General features: G+C 62.3%; 17 protein-coding genes. 11 read left to right on the top strand and 6 right to left on the bottom strand.

Translation table 11 applies throughout. The features are described 5' to 3' along the window. Positions 1-159: 159 nt before the first annotated feature. Positions 160-2,772 carry a DNA mismatch repair protein MutS gene (mutS, locus tag EB809_RS07925; RefSeq protein WP_123634280.1) on the bottom strand — a complete coding sequence of 871 codons (2,613 nt, stop codon included), beginning with the start codon at positions 2,770-2,772 and terminating at the stop codon, positions 160-162. A gap of 276 nt (positions 2,773-3,048) precedes the next feature. On the opposite strand from mutS, the gene EB809_RS07920 reads away from it, so the two are divergent. From EB809_RS07920 to recA, 6 genes are all read left to right on the top strand, one after another. Beyond that, positions 3,049-4,503 (top strand): circularly permuted type 2 ATP-grasp protein, encoded by a 1,455-nt coding sequence (locus EB809_RS07920; RefSeq protein ID WP_123634279.1) that lies wholly within the window; start codon positions 3,049-3,051, stop codon positions 4,501-4,503. Between the two features lie 3 nt (positions 4,504-4,506). After that, positions 4,507-5,439, top strand: a complete 933-nt coding sequence (locus EB809_RS07915) for an alpha-E domain-containing protein (RefSeq protein ID WP_123634278.1) — start codon at positions 4,507-4,509, stop codon at positions 5,437-5,439. A gap of 23 nt (positions 5,440-5,462) precedes the next feature. Beyond that, complete coding sequence (locus EB809_RS07910) at positions 5,463-7,943, top strand: circularly permuted type 2 ATP-grasp protein (protein WP_123634277.1); 2,481 nt, start codon at positions 5,463-5,465, stop codon at positions 7,941-7,943. Between the two features lie 5 nt (positions 7,944-7,948). Continuing rightward, entirely contained in the window at positions 7,949-8,854 is a 906-nt protein-coding gene (locus EB809_RS07905; protein WP_123634276.1) for a transglutaminase domain-containing protein, read from the top strand. A 103-nt stretch (positions 8,855-8,957) separates the two neighbouring features. After that, positions 8,958-9,458 carry a nicotinamide-nucleotide amidase gene (pncC, locus tag EB809_RS07900; RefSeq protein ID WP_123634275.1) on the top strand — a complete coding sequence of 167 codons (501 nt, stop codon included), beginning with the start codon at positions 8,958-8,960 and terminating at the stop codon, positions 9,456-9,458. Between the two features lie 145 nt (positions 9,459-9,603). Continuing rightward, positions 9,604-10,656: a recombinase RecA gene (gene recA / locus EB809_RS07895; protein WP_123634274.1), complete on the top strand. Its 1,053-nt coding sequence runs from the start codon at positions 9,604-9,606 to the stop codon at positions 10,654-10,656. A 75-nt stretch (positions 10,657-10,731) separates the two neighbouring features. Here recA and EB809_RS07890 read toward each other — a convergent pair whose 3' ends face one another. After that, entirely contained in the window at positions 10,732-11,802 is a 1,071-nt protein-coding gene (locus tag EB809_RS07890) for a GGDEF domain-containing protein (protein ID WP_123634273.1), read from the bottom strand. A 218-nt stretch (positions 11,803-12,020) separates the two neighbouring features. Here EB809_RS07890 and EB809_RS07885 point away from each other — a divergent pair, with 218 nt between their 5' ends. Then, positions 12,021-12,482: a flavodoxin family protein gene (locus EB809_RS07885; RefSeq protein ID WP_123634272.1), complete on the top strand. Its 462-nt coding sequence runs from the start codon at positions 12,021-12,023 to the stop codon at positions 12,480-12,482. A gap of 36 nt (positions 12,483-12,518) precedes the next feature. On the opposite strand, the gene EB809_RS07880 is transcribed toward EB809_RS07885, so the two are convergent. Then, a complete protein-coding gene (locus tag EB809_RS07880) occupies positions 12,519-12,896 on the bottom strand; it encodes a PilZ domain-containing protein (RefSeq protein WP_123634271.1) in 378 nt (125 codons plus the stop codon). 139 nt (positions 12,897-13,035) lie between these two features. Then, positions 13,036-13,323, bottom strand: coding sequence for a hypothetical protein (locus EB809_RS07875; RefSeq protein WP_123634270.1), 288 nt, complete (start codon positions 13,321-13,323; stop codon positions 13,036-13,038). A gap of 209 nt (positions 13,324-13,532) precedes the next feature. Between EB809_RS07875 and EB809_RS07870 the strand changes: the two genes are divergently transcribed. Next, a complete protein-coding gene (locus EB809_RS07870; RefSeq protein WP_123634269.1) occupies positions 13,533-15,971 on the top strand; it encodes a Lon protease family protein in 2,439 nt (812 codons plus the stop codon). Between the two features lie 12 nt (positions 15,972-15,983). On the opposite strand, the gene EB809_RS07865 is transcribed toward EB809_RS07870, so the two are convergent. Then, entirely contained in the window at positions 15,984-16,595 is a 612-nt protein-coding gene (locus tag EB809_RS07865) for an alpha-ketoglutarate-dependent dioxygenase AlkB family protein (protein ID WP_123634268.1), read from the bottom strand. Positions 16,596-16,638: 43 nt separating this feature from the next. Here EB809_RS07865 and EB809_RS07860 point away from each other — a divergent pair, with 43 nt between their 5' ends. Genes EB809_RS07860 through EB809_RS07850 form a run of 3 tightly spaced genes read left to right on the top strand, consistent with a single transcriptional unit; the run spans position 16,639 to position 19,806 of the window. Next, positions 16,639-17,508 (top strand): M23 family metallopeptidase, encoded by an 870-nt coding sequence (locus EB809_RS07860; RefSeq protein WP_123634267.1) that lies wholly within the window; start codon positions 16,639-16,641, stop codon positions 17,506-17,508. 54 nt (positions 17,509-17,562) lie between these two features. Further along, complete coding sequence (fixJ, locus tag EB809_RS07855) at positions 17,563-18,189, top strand: response regulator FixJ (protein ID WP_123634266.1); 627 nt, start codon at positions 17,563-17,565, stop codon at positions 18,187-18,189. Between the two features lie 45 nt (positions 18,190-18,234). Then, positions 18,235-19,806, top strand: a complete 1,572-nt coding sequence (locus EB809_RS07850) for a response regulator (RefSeq protein ID WP_123634265.1) — start codon at positions 18,235-18,237, stop codon at positions 19,804-19,806. A gap of 338 nt (positions 19,807-20,144) precedes the next feature. Here the strand turns inward: EB809_RS07850 and EB809_RS07845 are convergent, their stop codons facing one another. Continuing rightward, the gene (locus EB809_RS07845; RefSeq protein WP_317848709.1) at positions 20,145-21,032 is read right to left on the bottom strand and encodes a MaoC family dehydratase; all 888 of its coding nucleotides are present in this window, start codon (positions 21,030-21,032) and stop codon (positions 20,145-20,147) included. Positions 21,033-21,304 lie beyond the last annotated feature (272 nt).

The following is a 21,304-nucleotide window of genomic DNA, read 5'->3' as shown; positions in this document are numbered from 1 at the left end:
GCGAAGCCCGAAGTGCGTCACCGGTCAGTTTAAGCGGCTTTCAGGGCCGTCCACTGAGCTTAATGTTGTTGCGAGGCGGGTATTGTAGGGAGCGTCCCGCCAACTGGCAAGCTCGGGCCTGCCGTCCGACAAGGCCCTTTTATTATAACCTTATGTACGTCAGGAACTTTCCAACAGGTCCTTCAGTTCATAAAGACGGTTCATCGCTTCGCGCGGTGTCAGCCCGTCCAGATCCAGTTTATCGAGCGCCTTTTCCACGGCGCTGGGCTCGAATCCGGAAAACATGTCGCCCTGCATCGTTGTCGGTTGTGCCGGTTCGGCCACCCTGGTTGGCGCTTTCGCCGGGGCCGGTCGGGTGGGAGACTCGGTACCTTCCAGTCGATGCAGCTGGTGTTTGGCGTTGTCGATGACGTCCTGCGGGACACCGGCCAGTTTGGCCACCTGCAGCCCGTAGCTCTGGCTGGCGGGCCCTTCGTGGACGTTATGCAGGAACACGATGCTGTCGTCGTGCTCAGTGGCGGTGAGGTGGACGTTGACCGCGTGGCGCAGCTGATCGGCCAGCTGCGTCAGCTCGAAGTAGTGGGTGGCGAACAGGGTGTAGCAACGCACGTTCTGCGCCAGCTGTTCGGCGGTGGCCCAGGCCAGTGACAGGCCGTCGAAGGTGCTGGTCCCGCGGCCGATCTCGTCCATCAGCACGAGGCTGTTTTCGGTGGCGTTGTGCAGGATGTTGGCGGTTTCGGTCATTTCCACCATGAACGTGGAGCGGCCGCCGGCGATGTCGTCGGACGAGCCCATGCGGGTAAAGATCCGGTCCACCGGCCCGACAATGGCCCGATCGGCCGGGACGAAACTGCCGGTATAGGCCAGCAGCGCGATCAGGGCCGCCTGACGCATGTAGGTCGACTTACCGCCCATGTTCGGACCCGTGATCACCAGCATGCGGCGTTCGTTGTCGATCAGCAGGTCGTTGGGCACGAAGGGTTCGCTGAGGAGTTGCTCCACCACCGGGTGGCGGCCCGCGGCGATATCCAGGCCCGGTTCACTGCTAAATTCCGGCGGATTCAGCCGCAGCGTCGTGGCACGTTCGGCAAAGTTGCTCAGGACATCCAGTTCGGCCAGCGCCTGGGCGGTGTCCTGCAATGGCGCCAGCTGTTCGGCCAGGTTTTCCAGCAGGGCGTCGTAGAGGCCTTTTTCCCGGGCCAGCGCGCGGCTCTTGGCGCTCAGGGCCTTGTCTTCGAATTCCTTCAGCTCCGGCGTGATGAAGCGCTCGGCGTTCTTCAGGGTCTGGCGGCGGATGTAATCCACCGGTGCCTGGTCGGACTGCGCCCGGCTGATCTCGATGTAGTAGCCGTGGACCCGGTTGTAACCGACTTTCAGGGTGCTGATGCCGGTGCGCTCCTTCTCGCGGGTTTCCACGTCGAGCAGGAACTGGCCGGCGTTCTCGCTGATGTTGCGCAGCTCGTCCAGTTCCTCGTCGTAACCTTCGGCGATCACGCCGCCGTCCCGGATCACCACCGGTGGGTTCTCGATGATGGCGCGGGTCAGCAGGTCTGCCAGTTCCGGATAGGTGCTGACCGTCTGGCTCAGTTGCGCCACATGCTCCGAATCCACCGCGCCCAGCACAGACTGCAGCTCAGGCAGCAGATTAAAGGCGTCGCGCAGGCGCGCCAGATCCCGCGGTCGGGCCGAGCGCAGCGCGACACGGGACAGGATGCGTTCAATATCGCCAACCGACTTCAACTGATCGTGCAAGGGCTCGTAATGGAACCCGTCCAGCATCGCGGACACCGCGCCCTGACGCTCACGCACCGTCTGAATATCCCGCAGCGGGCGGTTCAGCCAGCGTCGAATCAGGCGTCCGCCCATGGCCGTGGCGGTGCGATCCATGACCCACGCCAGCGTGTACTGGGTACCGCCGGTCAGGTTCATGTCGATTTCCAGGTTGCGGCGGCTGGCCGCATCCAGGATCACCGCATCCTCGCGCCGTTCCCGGGACAGTTTGCGGATGTGGGGCAGGGCCGTGCGTTGGGTCTCTCTCGCGTATTGCAGTAGGCAGCCGGCAGCCGAGATGGCCAGCGACAGGTCTTCACAGCCGAAGCCGGTCAGGTCGCGGACCTGCAACTGCTGGGTGATGATGCGGTGGGCCGAATCCCGTTCGAACAGCCAGGGCCCCTGGCGCCGGATGCCGGTGAAGCCTTCCAGCAACTCCTCAAACGGGAAATCCTCGCTGATCAGGATTTCCGCCGGGCGTAGCCGCTGCAGTTCGCCCTGCAGGGATTCGGTGCCGGTCAGTTCGGACACGGAAAAACGGCCGCTGGAGATATCCAGTGTGGCCAGCCCGAACGCTTCCCGGTGACTGAAAATGGCCACCAGCAGGTTGTCGCGCCGATCTTCCAGGAACGCCTCATCGCTGAGGGTGCCCGGCGTAACGATCCGCACCACCTTGCGTTCCACCGGTCCCTTGCTGGTGGCCGGGTCGCCGATCTGCTCGCAGATGGCAATGGACTGGCCCGCACGCACCAGGCGTGCAATGTAACCTTCGGCCGAATGATAGGGCACACCGGCCATGGGGATCGGCTGCCCGCCGGACTGGCCGCGCGCCGTCAGGGTAATGTCGAGAAATTCAGCCGCCTTCTTGGCGTCGTCATAGAACAGCTCGTAGAAGTCCCCCATGCGATAGAACACCAGCTCGTTGGGGTGTTCCACCTTGATCTTGAGGTACTGCTGCATCATCGGGGTGTGCTTGGTGAGCTCGGTCGGCGCGACTGACATTCGGCATCCATGTTTTCAGGAAGTGGGCGGAAGAGGGGAATTGTAAGGAAATCCGCGGGGCGATGAAATGCGAATGGGTGGCTTTTCCAGGCGGCGCCTGCTGGCCCTGATTTGTGTCTATGCTTATAGAGACAACACATCAATAAAAGGCTGCGCTCTGATATGGCACCGGCTTTGCTGGGGCAGGCGTGTGCGAAAAGTCTAACGCACAGAGTCCTGGCCCCGGTTTCTCATCGAGACGGAGCCGCACAGACCTCAGCAGGGAGCCTGACCACCATGTCAGAAGTGATTGCACTGGACCCCTACCGACCCTATCCGGACTGCTACGACGAGTTGGTGGATACCAACGGTGTGGCCCGGCCACAGGCACTCGCCGTGGCTCGATTCATTATGCAGAACGGTGCCGAGGAGTTGGCCCGGCGCCAGGCCGAGCTGGACCGGACCATTTCAGCCATGGGCGTGTCCTTTACGGTGTACTCCGACAGCCAGAACATTGACCGGGCCTGGCCGTTGGACGTGGTGCCGCGAACCATCGCGGCCTCCGACTGGCAGCGCACCAGCGATGGACTCAAGCAGCGTTTGCAGGCGTTGAACCTGTTCATCAACGATCTCTACAACGACCAGAAAATCCTCAAGGACGGTATTGTCCCTAGTGAGTTGGTGCTGAAATCAAAGAATTTCCTTGCACCATGCCAGGGCTTCGAGCCGGCCTACGGCGTCTGGGCGAACATCTGCGGCACCGATCTGGTGCGCGATGGTGAGGGTAACTTCCTGGTTCTTGAGGACAATCTGCGAGTGCCATCCGGGGTGTCCTACATGCTGGAGAACCGCACGGTCATGAAGCGGGTGTTTCCGGAACTGTTTGCGGAATCCACCATCGGGCCGGTGGACGATTACCCGGCCCAACTCTGGAACATGCTGGCCTCCCTGTCGCCCCAGGACGCAGAGACACCGCGCGTCGTGGTGCTAACGCCCGGAATCTACAACTCCGCCTACTTCGAGCACAGCTTCCTGGCCCAGCAGATGGGCTGCCCGCTGGCGGAGAACAACGACCTCTACGTGGATGACGATGTCGTCTATCTGCGCACCCTGCACGGACCGCAGCGCGTGGACGTGATCTACCGGCGCATTGACGACACCTTTATCGACCCGCAGGTGTTCCGCAAGGATTCCGCGCTGGGCATTCCCGGACTGATCGGCGCCTGGAGAGCGGGCAACGTGGCGATCGCCAATGCGCCCGGCTCGGGCGTGGCGGATGATAAGGTGGTCTACGCCTTCGTGCCTGAGATCATCCGCTACTACCTGAAACAGGACCCGCTGATCGACAACGTGCCCACCTACCTGTGCATGGACGACAAGGAGCGCGATCACGTCCTGGCCAACCTGGACAAGCTGGTGGTGAAGCCGGCCAACGAGTCCGGTGGCTACGGCATCCTGATCGGGCCGCGGGCCACCGACGAGGAGCGGGCCCAGTGTGCGGCCGCGATCCGCGAGAACCCGCGCAACTTCATTGCCCAGCCCACGCTCAACCTGTCCACGGCACCGACCCTCTGCGACGGCCTGCTGGAGCCCCGCCATCTCGACCTGCGTCCGTTCATCCTGCAGGGCGAGTCGCTGTACTGCACCAATGGCGGTCTGAGCCGCGTCGCGCTGCGTCGGGGATCCCTGGTGGTGAACTCCTCCCAGGGCGGCGGCAGCAAAGACACCTGGATCATCAATCACGGGAGCTGAGCCATGCTGGCACGTGTAGCCGAAAACGTTTACTGGATGGGGCGCTACCTGGAGCGAATGGACGACACGGCGCGCCTGATCAACGCCACCACCCACATGCTGATCGACTCCCACGAGGACACCCGCTTCAGCTGGCCGGTCCTGATCGATGTGCTGGGTGAAGATGCGAAGGGCTTCATACAGGAGGGCAGCTCCAGCGAGCTGGGCGTCATGCATTATCTGATTGTGGCGGAAGACAGCACCGCCTCGATCCGTCACGCCTGCTCCCAGGTACGGACCAACGCCCGCTGCGTGCGAGAGGTGATCCCCCGGGAATTCTGGGAAGAGATCAATTCCCTGCACCTGTTCGTGCAGTCCGAATGCAAGCTGGCGTCCAGCCGTGCCAAGCGCTACAACCTGATGGCCGAAGTGATCCGTCGCTGCCAGGCGGTGATTGGTGTGATGGACGGCACCATGCTGCGGGACGACACCTACGGCCTGTTCAATATCGGCCGGCACCTGGAGCGGGCGGACATGACCACCCGCATCATGGACGTGCTGATCCTGCAGCAACTGGCGCCCGCCGCCGGACGCCAGACCCGGCGCCAATTCGAGTGGAGCTCGCTGCTGAACGCCATGGGGGCGGTGGAGTCCTACCGTCGTTACTACACTGAGGAGCCGGGCGAGACCGACGTGACCGACTTCCTGCTCACCTACGGCCCGTTCCCGCGCTCGGTGGCTTCCTGCCTGGAGAAGATTGAACGGTCCGCCCGATGGCTGCCCCGGTCGGAAAGTGTCCTAAAAACTATTGGAAATATCCGGAACGCGCTAGACTCTGAACCGCTGCATTCACTTAACACGCTGGGCATGCACAAGCTGATTGACGACGTCCAGGCGGGTCTGATTGACCTGCACGGCGCACTGATGTCGGAGTCGCTGCAAGCGCCCGCGGCCTGAACAGGGTTCTGACAAGGTTCACCATGACGCGATTCGACGTGCCACTGTCTCTGGACGCCCTGAGGCAGACTTACCGGTGCCCGTCCGAGACCGCGGATGAATGGCTGCCCCGTGCCGACGCACCGGGCTGGAACCAGGTGCTGGGTTGGATGATGGAGCAGGGTGGGGACGTGCTCGCGGCGCTGTCCTCCGACCTGCAGCATCAGCTGCGTGAACACGGCGCCACGTTCGACCCCCAGCACCAGCAGAACCGGACCCTGGACCTGATTCCCTGGCTGTTCGACCCGGCCGAGTGGGACCCCATCGAAGCGGGGTTGGTCCAGCGTCGACAGCTGCTGTCGCTCGTTCTTCGGGATCTCTACGGGCCGCAGACCCTGCTTCGCGACGGCATCCTGCCGCCGGAACTGATCTTCCGTAATGCCAGTTTCCTGCTGCCCTGCCACGGTCTGGTTCCCGAGGATATGGACTGGCTGGTGATGCTGGGCTGCGACCTGGGGCGTGATGCCAGCGGCCGCATGACGGTCTATGCCGACGGTTCCCAGGCGCCCGGCGGCATGGGCTACGTGCTGGAGAACCGGGTGGCCATCAATCAGGTGGTGCCGGAGCTGGCCCAGCGGTTCGACAAGCGCCATCTGGCGAGTTTCTTCAAGGATCTCCAGAAGGCGCTGGTGCCGCAGATTCCCTACGCCAGCGAACCGCTGATTGGCCTGATGACGCGCCACTACCGGGATGGCCAGTATTTCGAGCACGCCTTCCTGGCCAACTACCTGGACCTGGCCCTGGTCCACGGCGCCGACCTGATGTTCCGCGAAGGCCGCATCTGGCTGAAAACCCTGAGCGGACTGCAACCGGTCGATGCCCTGATGCGCTATATGCCGGACAACCTGTCCGATCCGCTGGAGCTGGAAGGGGACATTGCCGGCACGCCGGGGCTGCTGCAGACCATTCGCCAGGGCAACCTGGTGTGCTGCAATCCGCCGGGGGCGGGACTGATCGACAGCGGCGCCTTGCTCCCGTTCATGGAAGACCTGTGCCAGCACCTGCTGGGGGAACCCCTGAAGCTACCGGCGGTGGAGGCCTACTGGTGTGGCGATCCGGTCCAGCAAAAGGTGGTGCTGGACGAACTCATCGATATGGTCGTGCACGATCTGGAAAAGCCCGGCAAGTTGATCAGCTACGCCAACGCCAGTCGCCGGGAACGGGAAAAGCTGGCGGAGCGGATCAAGCTCGATCCCACGCGTTTTGTGGCGCGCCGTATCCTGCCGCTGAGTACCCTGCCGGTCTGGCAAAGGCACGAAGTGCAGTCCCGCAGTGTCGCCTTGCGAGCTTTCGCCCTGCGCCAGGGCAGTGACGACAAAGTGCTGCCCGGCGGTTTGGCACGCTGCCACGAACAACCGCTGCAGCTGCAGCTGGGGCTGTCCACCCGTTTCATGGCCAAGGACGTGTGGCTGGCAAGCCCCGACGACAGCGCGGTGAGTTTGTTGCACAGCACGCTGACCAGCGTGCGCCTGTCGCGTAAAACCGGCTTGTTGCCCAGTCGCGTGGCGGATCATCTGTTCTGGCTGGGCCGCTACAGCGAACGGCTCAACCTGGCCTGCCGGGCCATGCGGGCGGCGCTGCCGCTGATCTCGACGCTGGCCCGGGACGAGCAGGTGCGGACCCTGACGCCGCTGGTAGAATTTGCCTGCACCATCAACGGCGGCGTGTTCATGCCCACCGACAACGTGGACGAGCTGACCCACCAGCTCACCAGCCTGTTCCTCTATGACCGCAAGGACGGACTGCTGGCGGTATTGCAGGCGCTGATCATGAACGCCCAGTCGGTCCGTGAATTCTTTAGTGAGGACACCTGGTACGTCCTGGAACGACTGCAGAATGCCCTGAACCAGTTCCCGGCCCGTGGCTCGGTATCCCGCATGGATCGGGCCCTGGACGAAATCATCCTGCTGCAGTCCGCCATCTATGGCCTGAACAACGAAACCATGAGCCGCACCCAGACTCTGCGGTTCATGGATATCGGCCAGCACATCGAACGCGCCCAGCAGACCACCGCGCTGCTGCACAAGGTCTTCGTCAAGTACCCGCAGCCGCCGGCGGCGCTGATGGAGGCGGTGTTGCGCATGGCTGATACGCTGATGACCTATCGTCGGCGCTACCGGACCGAGTTGCACCCGGTGGCCATTATCGATCTGCTGTTGCTGGATGAAAGCACACCGCGTTCGGTGGGCTACCAGTGCGGGCGGTTGAAGCGGCAGGTAAGCCTGCTCCCGGAACGGGATTCGACCCTGGCCGGCCTCAACGCCGAGCAGCGACTGATGGTGGAGCTGGTGTCCGTATTGCAACTGGTGGACCTGGAAGCGCTGGTCAGCGAGACCGGGGAGCCGTCGCCGCAGCTGGATGAACTGTTGGTGCGCATCAACAATCTGCTCAGCAAACTGTCCGAAGCCATCACGCTGGCCTACTTCAACCACGCGGACATTCCGCGACCGATCGACGACGTGTGAGACCGATGAAATACAGGATCTCCCATCTGACGCGCTACGCCTACGAGCAGGACATCGCCAACAGCTATAACCGCGGCTGTTTGCTGCCGCGTGGCCTGCTCTACCAGAAAGTGGAGTCCAGTCGGCTGACGGTCACGCCGACGCCGAGCAGTCTCTACAACCACCCGGACGTTTTCGGCAACCTCTATACGTTCTTTCATGTGAACTCCCTCCATAGAGAGATGGAGGTCAACGTCACCAGTCAGGTGGAGGTCATGCCGCGGGGCCTTGAGCAGGCGCCCACGCGTTCGCTGCCGTGGGAAGAGGCCGTTCGGCGTCTGGCCGGGGACACCAGTCGCCAGGCCTTGCAGGCCCGCCTGCTGCAGGTGGGCTCGCGAATGGCGCCGATTGATCCGCTCATCGCCGAATTCGCCCGGGATATTTTCAGCCCTGGACTGCCTTTGCTGGAAGGAGCACGGCAACTGACGCACCGGATTTTCAGCGAGTTCACCTACGACCCCGGCTTCACGACCCTGGCCACGCCGGTGGACGACGTGCTCAAGGCCCGTCGTGGTGTGTGTCAGGATTTCGCCCACCTGGCGATCAGTGCCCTGCGCTCCCTCGGTTTTCCGGCCTGCTACGTCAGCGGCTACCTGGAAACCATTCCGCCACCGGGCCAGCCGCGACTGGTGGGTGCGGATGCCTCCCACGCCTGGTTCAGCGTGTACGACCCCTCGTTGGGGTGGGTGGATTTCGACCCCACCAACGATCTGATGCCGGACGAACGGCACATCACCGTGGCGTTCGGCCGGGATTACGCCGACGTGGTGCCACTTAAAGGACTGATGAGCGGCGGCGGCCGTCACGACCTGACCGTCGAAGTTGACGTGATGCCGCTCGATGAACCGACCTCGAAATCCGCAAATGCCTGAATCCCGTCGGCTTCCTGAAAAGGCATCCGACAAGGGGTAGACGCGGGCCGTTCATATCGAAAGAATGGGGGCTTTGCTGACCGCTGCTCGGAGTCTCCGATCCATGACCATTTCCGACGATACCCTCTTCACCAGCGCTGCCGAGCTGGGCGATCTGTTGCGCCAGAAGGGCCAGATGATCACCACGGCGGAGAGTTGCACCGGGGGCTGGGTGGCCAAGGTCCTGACCGACCGGGCCGGGAGTTCGGATTATGTCCACAGCGGCCTGGTGACCTATTCCAACGATGCCAAACGGGGCCTCTTGGGCGTGAGCGAAACAGCGCTGGAGGAATACGGGGCGGTCAGCGAGCCGGTCGTCCGGGAAATGGTGGCCGGGGCGCTGGCAGCGACCGGTGCCGATGTGGCCGTCGCCATCAGCGGCGTCGCCGGGCCGGGAGGCGGTTCGGAAGACAAGCCCGTTGGAACGGTCTGGTTCGCTTGGGGCCGATCGGCCGCCGACACCCAGTGCGTGGTGCAGTATTTTGACGGAGACCGCGATGCGGTGCGGCGTCAGGCGGTGCAGTTTGTCCTTGAAGGCGTCCATCGGTTCCTGGCCGAAACCTAGTTGAAAACACGACACTTGGACGCCGGGACCTGTTGTGTTTTAATACTGTTCAAATATACAGTCTGGACCCTGTATAACAGGTTCCCAGACCGGACGTTTCCGATCATGCCGTGCGGCGGCACAGAAAGATGAGGTTTTCGCAGCGATGGAAGACAACCGTAAGAAGGCGTTGAGCGCGGCTCTGAGCCAGATCGAGCGCCAGTTCGGCAAAGGCGCGGTCATGAAGATGGGCGATCAGCCCCGTGAGGCCATTCCCGCGGTATCCACCGGTTCCCTGGGGCTGGATGTTGCCCTGGGCATTGGTGGCCTGCCGTACGGGCGGATCGTCGAGATCTACGGTCCGGAAAGCTCCGGTAAGACCACGCTGACCCTGCAGGTGATCGCTGAAGCCCAGAAGGCCGGCAAGACCTGTGCCTTCGTCGACGCCGAGCACGCGCTGGACCCGGTCTACGCCGAGAAGCTGGGCGTTAACGTCGACGACCTGCTGGTGTCCCAGCCGGACACGGGTGAGCAGGCCTTGGAAATTGCCGACATGCTGGTGCGCTCCAACGCCATCGACGTCATCATCGTCGACTCCGTGGCGGCCCTGACGCCCAAGGCGGAAATCGAAGGCGAGATGGGGGATTCCCACGTTGGCCTGCAGGCCCGCCTGATGTCCCAGGCGCTGCGTAAGCTGACCGGTAACGTCAAGCACGCCAACTGCCTGATGGTCTTCATCAACCAGATCCGGATGAAGATCGGCGTCATGTTCGGCAGCCCGGAAACCACCACCGGTGGTAACGCGCTGAAGTTCTATTCCTCCGTTCGCCTGGACATCCGTCGTATCGGCGCCGTGAAGGAAGGCGACGAAGTGGTCGGTAACGAAACCCGCGTGAAGGTGGTCAAGAACAAGGTCTCCCCGCCGTTCAAGCAGGCCGAGTTCCAGATTATGTACGGCAAGGGCATCTACCACATGGCCGAGGTCGTGGACCTGGGCGTGAAGGAAGGCTTCGTCGACAAGTCCGGTGCCTGGTACAGCTACAACGGCGACAAGATCGGCCAGGGTAAGGCGAACGCCTGTAAATTCCTGGAAGAAAACCTGGATATGGCCCATGAGATCGAAGCCAAGATCCGCGAAAAACTGATGCCGAAGCCGACCCCCAAGGACAAGGACGCACCGGCGGCCGCCGAGGAGGAGAAAAGCGGCGAGCTGCTCTGAAGCCAGACTTCACTGGCGCTCTGAGCAACACCCTGCCGGGTTCTCCGGCGGGGTGTTTTTGTATGGAGAAGGGGATCAGCTGTTGGGTGAGCTGACTGTCTCGGCATCGAGCCACTGCGGGCCGGCGACTCGATTGCGGCCCTTGCCCTTGGCCAGGTAAAGCCGCTCGTCGGCAAACGCCAGCAGGTCTTCCAGGGTACTGCCGTCCGGGCCGATTTCGGCGACGCCCAGACTCATGGTCTGGGAGATCGTCGTGCCGTCATAAACCAGTGGGCGTTCAGCAACGGTGGTCCGTAGCTCCTCGGCCACGGTCATGGCCTGCTTGATGTGAGTGTCCGGCAGGAGAATGGCGAATTCCTCGCCGCCAAACCGGCAGGCCAGATCGCTCAGTCGCAGGCGTTTGCGAATCAGGCGCGCCACGTGCACCAGCACCCGATCCCCCATCTCGTGGCCGTAGCGGTCGTTGACGCTCTTGAAGAAATCCAGGTCCAGCAGGATCAGCGACAGCGGGGTAAGCTCGCGCTGGGCCCGGTGGGTTTCCTTCTCGAAGACTTCCTCGAACATGACCCGATTGGCCAGACCCGTCAGGAAATCGGTTCGGGCCAGCCGCAGCAGCTTGTTTTCGGACCGCTCCCGGCTGACCTCGTACACATGGGAAAATGTCAGGATGCACAGCGTCAGGATGCCCATGTTCAGCAAGGGAATGGGCTTCATATAGATCGGTGAGTCGTGGAACTTGAACAGGAAAATGGCTGTGGCGACGCCGGTGAAAAACAACGAAATCGCCAGCCCCAGCTTTCTCCCGTGCAGCAGGTGCGACAGGATCGGTACGAGCAGGATCCAGCCAAACACGGACACCGTCGAACGCGGCACGTACAGCGCAAACATCATCGCACTGAAGAAGGGCAGGCTGTAGGCCAGCAGCCATCGGTCCAGATGTCGGGTCCGGCGAACGGCCCACATCAGGAACACCGAATAGGTGGCCATTACGATTTCCACCATCGCCAATGGCCCATTGCCGGCGCGAATGTTCAATGTGGCAAACACAATGCCCGCTATCAGCGTGATCCACAGCAAGGCCATCAGCACCGCTTTGCGATGCGGTTGTGCGTGCTCCCGAGAAGGGAGATCGGTAGCGTCAATCATGGTAGGAGACCGTCCTTGTCTGCCGGTCAAGTCAATCGGGAAGCCGGACAGGGCTCCAGTGTAGCCAAAATAATGCGCAAAACTGTAAAAGATCGTGATATGTCAAGCGCCCGAAACGCGGCTGTCCTGAGCATGGTCGGTGTTTCATTCGACCCTTGTCCGATTCGCCCGGGACCGGCACAGTGAACGTGACATCCTGATCGGAGAACCGTCGTTCCATGAAGCAACTGTTGATCGTGGCCCATGCGCCGTCACCCAATACCGAGACGTTGCGTCAGGCCGTGGCGCGGGGTGTCGGTCATCCGGACGTTGAGGGTGTGAATGTGCGTGTCATGGCGCCACTGGATGCCGGTCCCGAGGATGTTCTGGCCTGCGACGCCATCATTCTCGGGACCACGGAAAACCTCGGCTACATGAGTGGGGCGCTCAAGGACTTCTTCGATCGCAGCTACTATCCCTGCCTTGAGAAAACCCAGGGGCTGCCGTTTGCGTTCTACATTCGGGCCGGCCACGACGGGACCGGAACCCGCCGGGCGATCGAGTCGATCACCACCGGTTTACGCTGGCGGATCGTGCATGATCCCGTGCTTTGCCGGGGCGAGTACGATCCGGCCTTTGAGACGCAGTGCGAGGAATTGGGGCTCTATCTGGCGGCTGGACTGGACGCGGGGATGTTTTAATAACGCCGGCGGTGACGACGGGCGGAAAGTCGCCGATTAACTGGCCAGGCGGTTGTAGAAACCCTCGATTCGCGACAGGGCGTTGTCCACGGCCCGGGAGTAGCCGCGCCGGTCATGGCAGTAGCTGAACTGGATGCTCAGCCGATAGCCGGTGCGGAAGGGGTAGCTGCTGACGATCCGCGCGGCCACGCGGGACTCGGTGATGTACTTGCCGGAAAAATCCAACAGCAGTCGGCTGCCGGGCGGTACCGGACGCGGTGACAGAACGGCCATGCCGTAGCGGTTGATGTCCAGGCACTGGACGTCGGTCCGGGCTTTCTGCCGGCCAAAGAAGCCCCGTTCCGTCAGGCGCACCTTCAGGCACTGGGCTTCGTAACGATCCTTGATGCGGCGGTCTCCAGAGTCTGTTCCCATAACACCGGTTTCCACGTTTTTGTCGTTGTCATTGTGATATCACGGGATAGTCAGTGTAGAACCCGGGCCCGTGGCTGGAAAACGGACAACCTGGCATCTGTGACAAAGGTCTCAAAAGTGACCTGGGCGTCACGACTGATCAGGCGGAGGTGTTCAGGCGCTCGCCACGACGGTCTTCGGCATTGGTGGGCCGAGCGGTGCGGGCATCAAGCAGGGACGGTCGTCGGCGGCCGCTTCGGCGCTTGCGGCGATCCGGCCCGTCAAACGTCTCCTGGCGACGCCGGCGGTCAGGCCGGGTGCGACGATCGAGCGGGCGGTTCTGTGGTGTCGGGGCAATGTTCTGGGCGTCGGGCGTGCGCTGTTGATGCTCCGTCTTTCGGCGATCCAGCGCGGTCAGTCCGTAGGGGTTTGAACGCGATATCTCCATGGGCCGTAACCTCAAGATATTGTCGAGAGTCATTTTACGGTTTGTCGGCCGAATCGTGCAAAACTTGAACACATTTTGCCCCGGAGGCCTGCAAGTGAGGACAGCGCGCCCTTCTCCTTCTACAATGCTTTGAATCAATCTTTTGGGCGGTATCGGCATCAGCCCCGCAACGCCGCCTTGCACCATTTCCCCCGACACAGGACGGCACCTTGAAGTCTCTGCCACTGAACCAGCTCTACAACAACTGCGACACCCGCAATTTCAGCTTCAAGACCACGCGCCAGCTCGAACCGCTCGAAGAGATCGTGGGCCAGAACCGAGCCCAGGAAGCGGTGCGCTTTGCCCTGGCCATGCCGCACGGCGGCTACAACGTCTACGCCGTGGGCCGCAACGGTCTGGGTAAGCGAACCATGATGCTGCGCTATCTGGAGCACCATGCGAACAAGGAATACCAGAGCTACGACTGGTGTTACGTGGCCAACTTCGACGATCCGCGTTCGCCCCGGGTTTTGCGTTTACCGGCGGGCGAGGGCCAGAACCTCAAGCAGGACATGGATCGCCTGATGCTGCGCCTGACCAAGCTGATTCCGCAGACGTTTGAGGGGGACAGTTTCCTGGAGCGGGCGGAGAAGCTGAAGAACGATTACGGTAACCTCCAGGAGCAGGAGCTCGACAAGGTGGCGCGCCAGGCCAAGCGCAAGAAAGTCAGCCTGAGCGTCAGCACGCCGGGCGGCTACCGGTTGATTGCCATGAACGGTGACGAGCCCCACACACAGGAAAGCTTTGCCGCCCTGACCGAAGCCCAGCGCCAGGGGTTTGAGGACGCCATCAACAAGCTGGAGAAGAAGCTGCGCGCGGCCCTGCGCAAGGTGGCCGACCTGGAGCAGGACTACACCGACAAGCAGCAGGCGCTGAACGAGGAAACGCTGGAGAGCATTACCGGCCACCAGCTGGATGAACTCGTCGCCAAGTACAAGGCGTTGCCGGAGATCGTCGATTACCTGGAATCGGTCCGTAAGGACCTGGCGGACAACCTGGACATCTTCCTGGAAGACAGCGAAGAGCAGGCGGCGATGGCCTATGCCTCGCTGGATCGCAAGATGCCGCGGCGCTACCAGATCAACCTGATGGTGCATCACAAGGCGCAAAAGGTGCCGGTGATTGTCGAGGACAATCCCACCTACCACAGCCTGTTCGGCTATGTGGAGAACGTCACCTTCAAGGGCACCGTGTTCACCGATTTCTCCCTGATCCGGCCGGGCAGCCTGCACAAGGCGAACGGCGGCTACTTGCTGATGGACGCCATCAAGGTGCTGGAGCAACCGTTTGTGTGGGACGGCCTCAAGCGTGCACTGCGCTCGAAATCGTTGCAGATCAATTCCCTGGAACGCGAACTCACCCTGTCCGGTACCATTTCCCTGGAGCCGGAAGCGATTCCGCTGAACGTGAAGATCGTCCTGTTCGGCGACCGGGAAACCTGGATGCTGCTGCAGGAATACGATCCCGAGTTTTCCGAGCTGTTTCGCATCGCCGCTGACTTCGAGAACGAGATGCACCGCAACGCGGACAGCGAGCAGCAGTACGCCAAGTTCATTGCCAGCGTGGTAGTTGAGAAGAAGCTGCTGCACTGCGACCGCAAGGCCGTGGGGCGGGTCATCGAATACAGCTCGCGCATCGCCGATCACCAGCAGCGACTGTCCCTGCACGCAGCGGATATCGCCAACCTGCTGCGGGAATCCGATTTCTGGGCCCGGGATGCCGGCGCTCGAATGATCCAGGCCACCCATGTGGAGCAGGCCCTGGCCAGCGCCCGCTATCGCAGCAGCCGGATCCGCGATCAGTATTTCGACTCCATCCGTGACGGCACCACCCTGGTGTCCACCGAAGGGGAGCGGGTGGGGCAGGTGAATGCCCTGTCGGTGCTGTCGGCCGGTGGCTTCGAGTTCGGGATGCCCAATCGCATCACCGCCACCTGTTACTACGGTGACGGGGATATCATCGACATCGAGCGGGACGTGAAGCTGGGTGGCAACCTGCATTCCAAGGGCGTGATGATCCTCACCTCCTGGCTGGCCTCCCGCTTTGCGGTGACCGACCCCATGAGCCTGTCGGCCAGCCTGACCTTCGAGCAGAACTACGGCGAAGTCGACGGCGACAGCGCCTCGGTGGCCGAGCTGTGCGCACTCGTGTCGTCACTCTCCGGCATTCCGATCCGCCAGGATCTGGCGATCACCGGTTCGCTGAACCAGTTCGGTGAGGTCCAGCCCATTGGTGGTGCCAACGAAAAGATCGAGGGCTTTTTCGAAACCTGCCGCATCAAGGGGCTTTCCGGTTCGCAGGGCGTCATCCTGCCGGCCACCAATGTCCAGAATCTGATGTTGGACAGCGACATCCTCCAGGCGGTGCGCCAGCGCAAATTTGCGATCTATGCCGTGGAAACGGCGGAGGAGGCCATTTCGCTGCTGCTGGGCAAAACCGCCGGCAAGCCCAGCGCCAAGGGTCGTTATCCGGCCAATACCGTGTTTGGTGTCATCCAGAAGCGACTGGACTCGATGCGTGAGCACGAGCGCCAGGAGTCATCGAGCGAGCGGCGCCAGAGCCACGACGGCCATCATGCGCCCCACGTTGGACATTCCGGGCAGGCCTGAGGAGCAAGGCCGTCAGACGGCGGCCGCGGTGATCCGTCGAAAGGTCAGGTTGAAGCGGTCGCCGGCTGAACGCCGGGTCTTGGGCAGCTGGTGCTGGTATTCGGCCTGCAGTCCCGGTGGCATGACCAGCAGACTGTTGTGAGGCAGGTCGATGCTGGTGAACAGCCGTCGGTCGCCGGTGCGGCGAAACTGGAAGCGGCGCTCTTCACCCAGCGTGAGTGACGCGATGAGCGGATCGGGCCCCAGCTCCGGTTCGTCGTCGCTGTGCCAGCCCATGCTGTCGCGCCCGTGACGGTACCAGTTGCACAACACGCTGTTGAAGGCGTCTCCGCCCAGGGCGCAGACGCGCTCCCGAACCGGCTGCAGGACTGGCGGCCACGGCTCGGGTGTCATATTGTGACCAGAATAGCGGTAGGCGGCGCCCGGATCCCCCAGCCAGCATTGCAGTCGCGGCGACCAGTGCCACTGACCGAACAGCTGCAGGCGCGCCTGATACCAAGGCAGCTCAGCCGGCAACCGCGTCAGCAGTTCATCGGCCAGTGACGTTGGCAGAGCGTTGTGAATCAGCCGCAGCTGGAACGGCGGAAGATCGAAAAAAGCTTCGTTTTCAACAGCAAAGGCCATACAAAATCCGGGACGATTAACGACATTCAGGTCAGGAAAGGCTATGGTTATACGATACAGGATCAAACCGCTGCTGGTCGTGTTGCTGTGGTGGCTGGCGGCTTCGGCTCACGCCGGAGAGTCGGTGGCACTCAAGGGGCCGCTCGAGCAGGGCAGTCTCGTGTATGGCAGCGTCGCCCCGGGAAGCCGCGTCTGGCTTAATGACACGCCGATACGCGTGACCCGAGACGGGCGCTTTGTCATCGGGTTTGCCCGCGAGGCCAGGCTCCAGCAAACGCTCAGGGTGGTGCTGCCGGACGGACAGGAGGTGAGCCGGCCGCTGACGCTGGCCAAGCGCCAGTATCGGATACAGCGGGTCAACGGCGTGCCCCAGGGCACCGTGACGCCGTCCCCGTCGAAGTTGGGGCGGATTCGCAGCGAAGCTTCCTCGGTGCGCAAGGCCCGGCAGACGGATTCGGATCGGGAGGATTTCCTGGGCCCGTTCATCTGGCCGGCCTCCGGTCCGATCAGCGGCGTCTACGGGAGCCAGCGGGTCTATAACGGCAAGCCGCGTAATCCCCACTTCGGGGTGGATGTCGCGGCACCGGCGGGCGCAGCTGTCATCGCGCCGGCAGGCGGCACGGTGACCCTGGCCGCTCCGGATCTGTTCTACTCCGGCGGCACGGTGATCATCGATCACGGCTATGGCGTCAGCTCCACGTTCCTGCACATGCGCCGGCTGGATGTGGCGGTGGGGCAGAAGGTTCGCCAGGGCGACAAGATTGGCGAGGTCGGCAGCTCCGGGCGAGCGACCGGGCCTCATCTGGACTGGCGCATGAACTGGTACGACGTCCGCGTCGATCCGGTGACGGTGGCGCCGGCGCTGGTCGACGGGCATACTCCCCCGGTGACGCAATTGAGCCGGACGGAGTAGTCAGGCGGGGCATTGGGAACGTTCAGAACAACGATACGGGATAAAGGTGGATCAATGAGCGAGAATACTGAGACGGTTTTTGTAGTCGAAGATGACGAAGCGGTACGTGACTCCCTCGAACTGTTGCTGAAATCCTCCAGTAAGGAGGTTCGCACCTTCCCGACTGCCAACGCGTTCCTCGAAAGCTACTCCGACGATATGGCCGGCTGCATCGTGCTGGATATCCGCATGCCGGGTATGGACGGCATGGAACTGCAGCGCCGCCTGAACGAGAAGAACTCGATTCTGCCGATCATCTTTGTCACCGGGCACGGGGACGTCCCCATGGCGGTGGACGCCATGAAGCAGGGCGCCGTGGACTTCATCCAGAAGCCCTACCGCGAGGAGGATCTGCTCAAGAAGATTGAGCAGGCCCTGGAGCAGGACCGCGAACAGCGCAAGACCCTAGGCCAGAAGCAGGAGATCATGCGCCGCATCAACATGCTGACCCCGCGTGAGACCGAAATCATGGATCGCATGATTGCCGGTCAGGCCAACAAGGTCATCGCCATCGAGCTGGACATCAGTCAGCGTACCGTGGAAATCCACCGCTCGCGCGTGATGCACAAGATGGGCACCCACTCACTGGCGCATCTCGTCCGCATGGTAATGTCCGTAAAGGACCGTATCGACGCTTCCTGAATCGCGAGCCAAGATGGTCGTCCATTCTGAGTCGGCACGGACTTTATGACTGAAACTGCCAGCGAACGCGACGAAGCCACGATCCTGCTGGTCGATGACAACGCGCAGAACCTGAAAGTGCTCTACGAGACACTCAAGGACCGCGGTTATCGGCTGTTGATCGCCAATGAAGGCGAAAAGGCCCTGGCTCTCGCGGAGCGTCACCAGCCCGAGGTTATCCTGCTGGACATCATGATGCCGGGTATGGACGGCTATGACGTCTGTCAGCGGCTCAAGGAAAACCCGGATACGGCCGATGGCGCGGTGGTCTTCCTGTCCGCCCTGGATGATGTGGACGCCAAGGTGAAAGGTTTTTCGCTGGGCGGTGCCGACTACATCTCCAAGCCGTTCCAGGCTCAGGAAGTCATTGCCCGTGTGGCCACCCATGCCCGTGTCATCCAGCTGGAGCGTCAGCTCCAGGCCCGCAATCGCCAGCTGGAAAGCGACCAGACCCGAATTCTAAATGCCATCAGCGAGGGCATCTACGGCCTGACCACCGAAGGCGAAATCATCTTCGCCAACCCGGCGGCCGGAGCGATGCTGGGACTGGAGCCGGAGGAGCTGGTGGGCCAGAACTTCTTCCGCCTGCACTTCGGAACCCAGGACGCCGACAGCGATGACCTGCCGGTGCTGGCCACCTGTCGTAACGGCGTCGCCGAACACCAGCGTGACGTCGCCATGTACCGTCCCGATGGCACATCGTTTCCGGTCGAGTATCGCTCGAGTCCCAAACTGGAAGACGATCAGGTGCTGGGCGCGGTGGTGGTGTTTCGAGATATATCCGCCGAACTCGAGAACGAGCGGGCGCTGGACGAGGCCCGGGAGACGGTGGATATCCAGCGCGACCAGTTGGCCCACGCTTCACGACTGTCCACCATGGGCGAGATGGCGGCGGGCTTTGCCCACGAAGTAAACCAGCCGCTGACGGCCATTTCCAACTACGTTCGGGTGTCCGATCGCCTGTTGTCCGCCGATGAGCTGGACCGTGAGCTGCTCGGCCAGACCCTGCACAAGATTGAAGCCCAGGCGCACCGGGCCAGCGAAGTGATCCGTCGTATCCGCAGCTTCGTCAAGAAGCCCGCATCCGGCAAGGAAGTCATCCAGTTGGACTGTTTGCTGGAGGAGACCCGCCAGTTCGCCGAAGTCGACGCCCGTACCAACCAGGTGGCCGTTGAGCTGGATGTGGACGACTCGGTGCCTGCGGTACTGGCGGACCCGATCCAGGTCCAGCAGGTGGCTCTCAACCTGATCCGCAACGCGCTGGAGGCGACCCGTTCAGCGGGTGGCGAAGAACCGGTGCGTGTGACGGCGGCCATCATCGACGGCCAGTTCGTGCGTGTCGAGGTCACTGACCGCGGCGTCGGCCTGCCGGAAGATGCCGAGGAAAAGCTGTTCCATCCGTTTTTCACCACCAAGCAGGAAGGTATGGGGATTGGCCTGGCCCTGTGTCGCAGCCTGATCCAGGCACAGAATGGCGAGATCGGCTTTGAGCGGCCGGAAGAGGGTGGTGCAAAGTTTTACTTCACGTTGCCGGTAGCCCCGGTCACGGCTGAGCAGCCGGAAGAGGCGGTTGACTAAGCGGATCGACCGGTCGTCGGCTCCAATCAATACGGGGCGCCTGGCGGCGCCTCAGAAGCTGAAGCATCTGCTACAGGCTCGAGTTAACCCCACAACGTCGTATCGTAGGTTGGGCTGACGCAGGAAGCCCAACAAGCAGATTTTGCGGCCAATCACATCCCATCGAATGGTCGGCCATTCCGGTTTTCGAGAACCCATGCTCCAAGCGTATCCGCGATGACGGGAGCGTCCGGTGCCTGCTTATCGTTGGGCTTCCTGCGTCAGTCCAGCCTGCAGTCCAATTTAACCGCACAATGTAGCCGGCGCTTCAGCTTCGGAGCAGCCTGCAGCGCTGTCTTTTACTTCCAGATCACCTCACCCGTCAGATGCGGCGCATCCCCTTTCTCGTTCAACAGCTGGTAAGCCCAGCGGTCTTTCTTCTCGTCCCAGTTCAACTGCGCTTTGCCGGGCAGGAACAGGGGTTTCTTGAAGCTGGCGGTCACCGTGACCGGACCCTCCTGCCAGGCCGGCTGCTGTTCCAGTAGCGCAATGCAGTGCGCCTTGCTCCACATCCCGTGCGCGATGGCCCGGGGAAAGCCAAACGCCTTGGCGGTCAGCGCGTGCATGTGGATCGGGTTCAGGTCGCCGGAGAGTCGCCCGTAGCGACGTCCCAGCGACTCGCCGGCCGTGATCAGTGCCGAATGGGGCAGGCGTTCAGGCGCCGGTGGCGGCCCCTTGTGGCTACCGCCGCTGCTCTTGTCGGGCTGGCGAAACAGGTTGGTGCTGGTCTCCTCCCAGATCAGGCGGCCCGCACTGCGCGCTTCGGTGACCAGATCAAACTCGATGCCCTTGTCCGTGTCCGTCTGGTTGTCCAGGCGCACGTGAATGTCCAGGCACTCGCCGTAGGCAATCGGCCGGTGTTGGGTGATGCGGTTGCGCAGGTGCACCAGGCCCAACAGGGGCAGCGGAAAGGCCTCTTCCGTGAGCAGCTTGAGGTGCAGCGGAAACGCCAGGATGTGCGGCCAGGTCATTGGCATGCGTGAGCTGCTGCGATAGCCGCAGACGTCGGCATAGCGGCCCGCGCGTACCGGATCCGTGGTCACGCCCAGCAATTCGGCCTGCAGGGGAGGGACCGTCGGTGAGCGAGCCCCCGAACCGCGGGATGTCAGGGCTTTGCCATAGAGAGACCAGAGGGCCGGGGGGCGGTTCTTATAGGAAATCACGTCCTGCATCTTGACTGACCTCATCCGAGTATCACTGGCATCTTGTGATGATGTGGATTGTATCTATTATGAGTCATATTGGGCCATCACGTTGCCGCCGCCTCTGGGGGCGGAGTGGCCGTTGTGGCGACAGGGTCTCCGCCGGACAATAGGCGGCTGAGGGCCAGTCGCTACTGCAATGGCTCAAAATCTGGTACAACTGTCCATAGTCCAGGGGGTTGGCTCAGGCCCTGAGTGCCGGTAGTGTCGCAAACCGGCTGCACACGGGCATTGACTCGCCAGTCACATCCAGGAGG

Source organism: Marinobacter sp. R17, from assembly GCF_003789045.1.
In the GTDB taxonomy this organism is placed as follows: Bacteria; Pseudomonadota; Gammaproteobacteria; order Pseudomonadales; family Oleiphilaceae; genus Marinobacter_A; species Marinobacter_A mangrovi.
Note: the sequence above shows the minus strand (reverse complement) of the source record. Positions and strands in the feature narration are given on the sequence as shown.

What these genes read in the sequence shown, in the direction of transcription:
- EB809_RS07865 (WP_123634268.1), bottom strand. Translation starts at nt 16,595, where the DNA reads ATGGCCTTTGCTGTTGAAAACGAAGCTTTTTTCGATCTTCCGCCGTTC.
- EB809_RS07910 (WP_123634277.1), top strand. Translation starts at nt 5,463, where the DNA reads ATGACGCGATTCGACGTGCCACTGTCTCTGGACGCCCTGAGGCAGACT.
- EB809_RS07885 (WP_123634272.1), top strand. Translation starts at nt 12,021, where the DNA reads ATGAAGCAACTGTTGATCGTGGCCCATGCGCCGTCACCCAATACCGAG.
- EB809_RS07860 (WP_123634267.1), top strand. Translation starts at nt 16,639, where the DNA reads ATGGTTATACGATACAGGATCAAACCGCTGCTGGTCGTGTTGCTGTGG.
- EB809_RS07845 (WP_317848709.1), bottom strand. Translation starts at nt 21,032, where the DNA reads ATGAGGTCAGTCAAGATGCAGGACGTGATTTCCTATAAGAACCGCCCC.
- EB809_RS07920 (WP_123634279.1), top strand. Translation starts at nt 3,049, where the DNA reads ATGTCAGAAGTGATTGCACTGGACCCCTACCGACCCTATCCGGACTGC.
- EB809_RS07915 (WP_123634278.1), top strand. Translation starts at nt 4,507, where the DNA reads ATGCTGGCACGTGTAGCCGAAAACGTTTACTGGATGGGGCGCTACCTG.
- EB809_RS07850 (WP_123634265.1), top strand. Translation starts at nt 18,235, where the DNA reads ATGACTGAAACTGCCAGCGAACGCGACGAAGCCACGATCCTGCTGGTC.
- recA (WP_123634274.1), top strand. Translation starts at nt 9,604, where the DNA reads ATGGAAGACAACCGTAAGAAGGCGTTGAGCGCGGCTCTGAGCCAGATC.
- EB809_RS07905 (WP_123634276.1), top strand. Translation starts at nt 7,949, where the DNA reads ATGAAATACAGGATCTCCCATCTGACGCGCTACGCCTACGAGCAGGAC.
- fixJ (WP_123634266.1), top strand. Translation starts at nt 17,563, where the DNA reads ATGAGCGAGAATACTGAGACGGTTTTTGTAGTCGAAGATGACGAAGCG.
- pncC (WP_123634275.1), top strand. Translation starts at nt 8,958, where the DNA reads ATGACCATTTCCGACGATACCCTCTTCACCAGCGCTGCCGAGCTGGGC.
- EB809_RS07880 (WP_123634271.1), bottom strand. Translation starts at nt 12,896, where the DNA reads ATGGGAACAGACTCTGGAGACCGCCGCATCAAGGATCGTTACGAAGCC.
- EB809_RS07890 (WP_123634273.1), bottom strand. Translation starts at nt 11,802, where the DNA reads ATGATTGACGCTACCGATCTCCCTTCTCGGGAGCACGCACAACCGCAT.
- mutS (WP_123634280.1), bottom strand. Translation starts at nt 2,772, where the DNA reads ATGTCAGTCGCGCCGACCGAGCTCACCAAGCACACCCCGATGATGCAG.
- EB809_RS07875 (WP_123634270.1), bottom strand. Translation starts at nt 13,323, where the DNA reads ATGGAGATATCGCGTTCAAACCCCTACGGACTGACCGCGCTGGATCGC.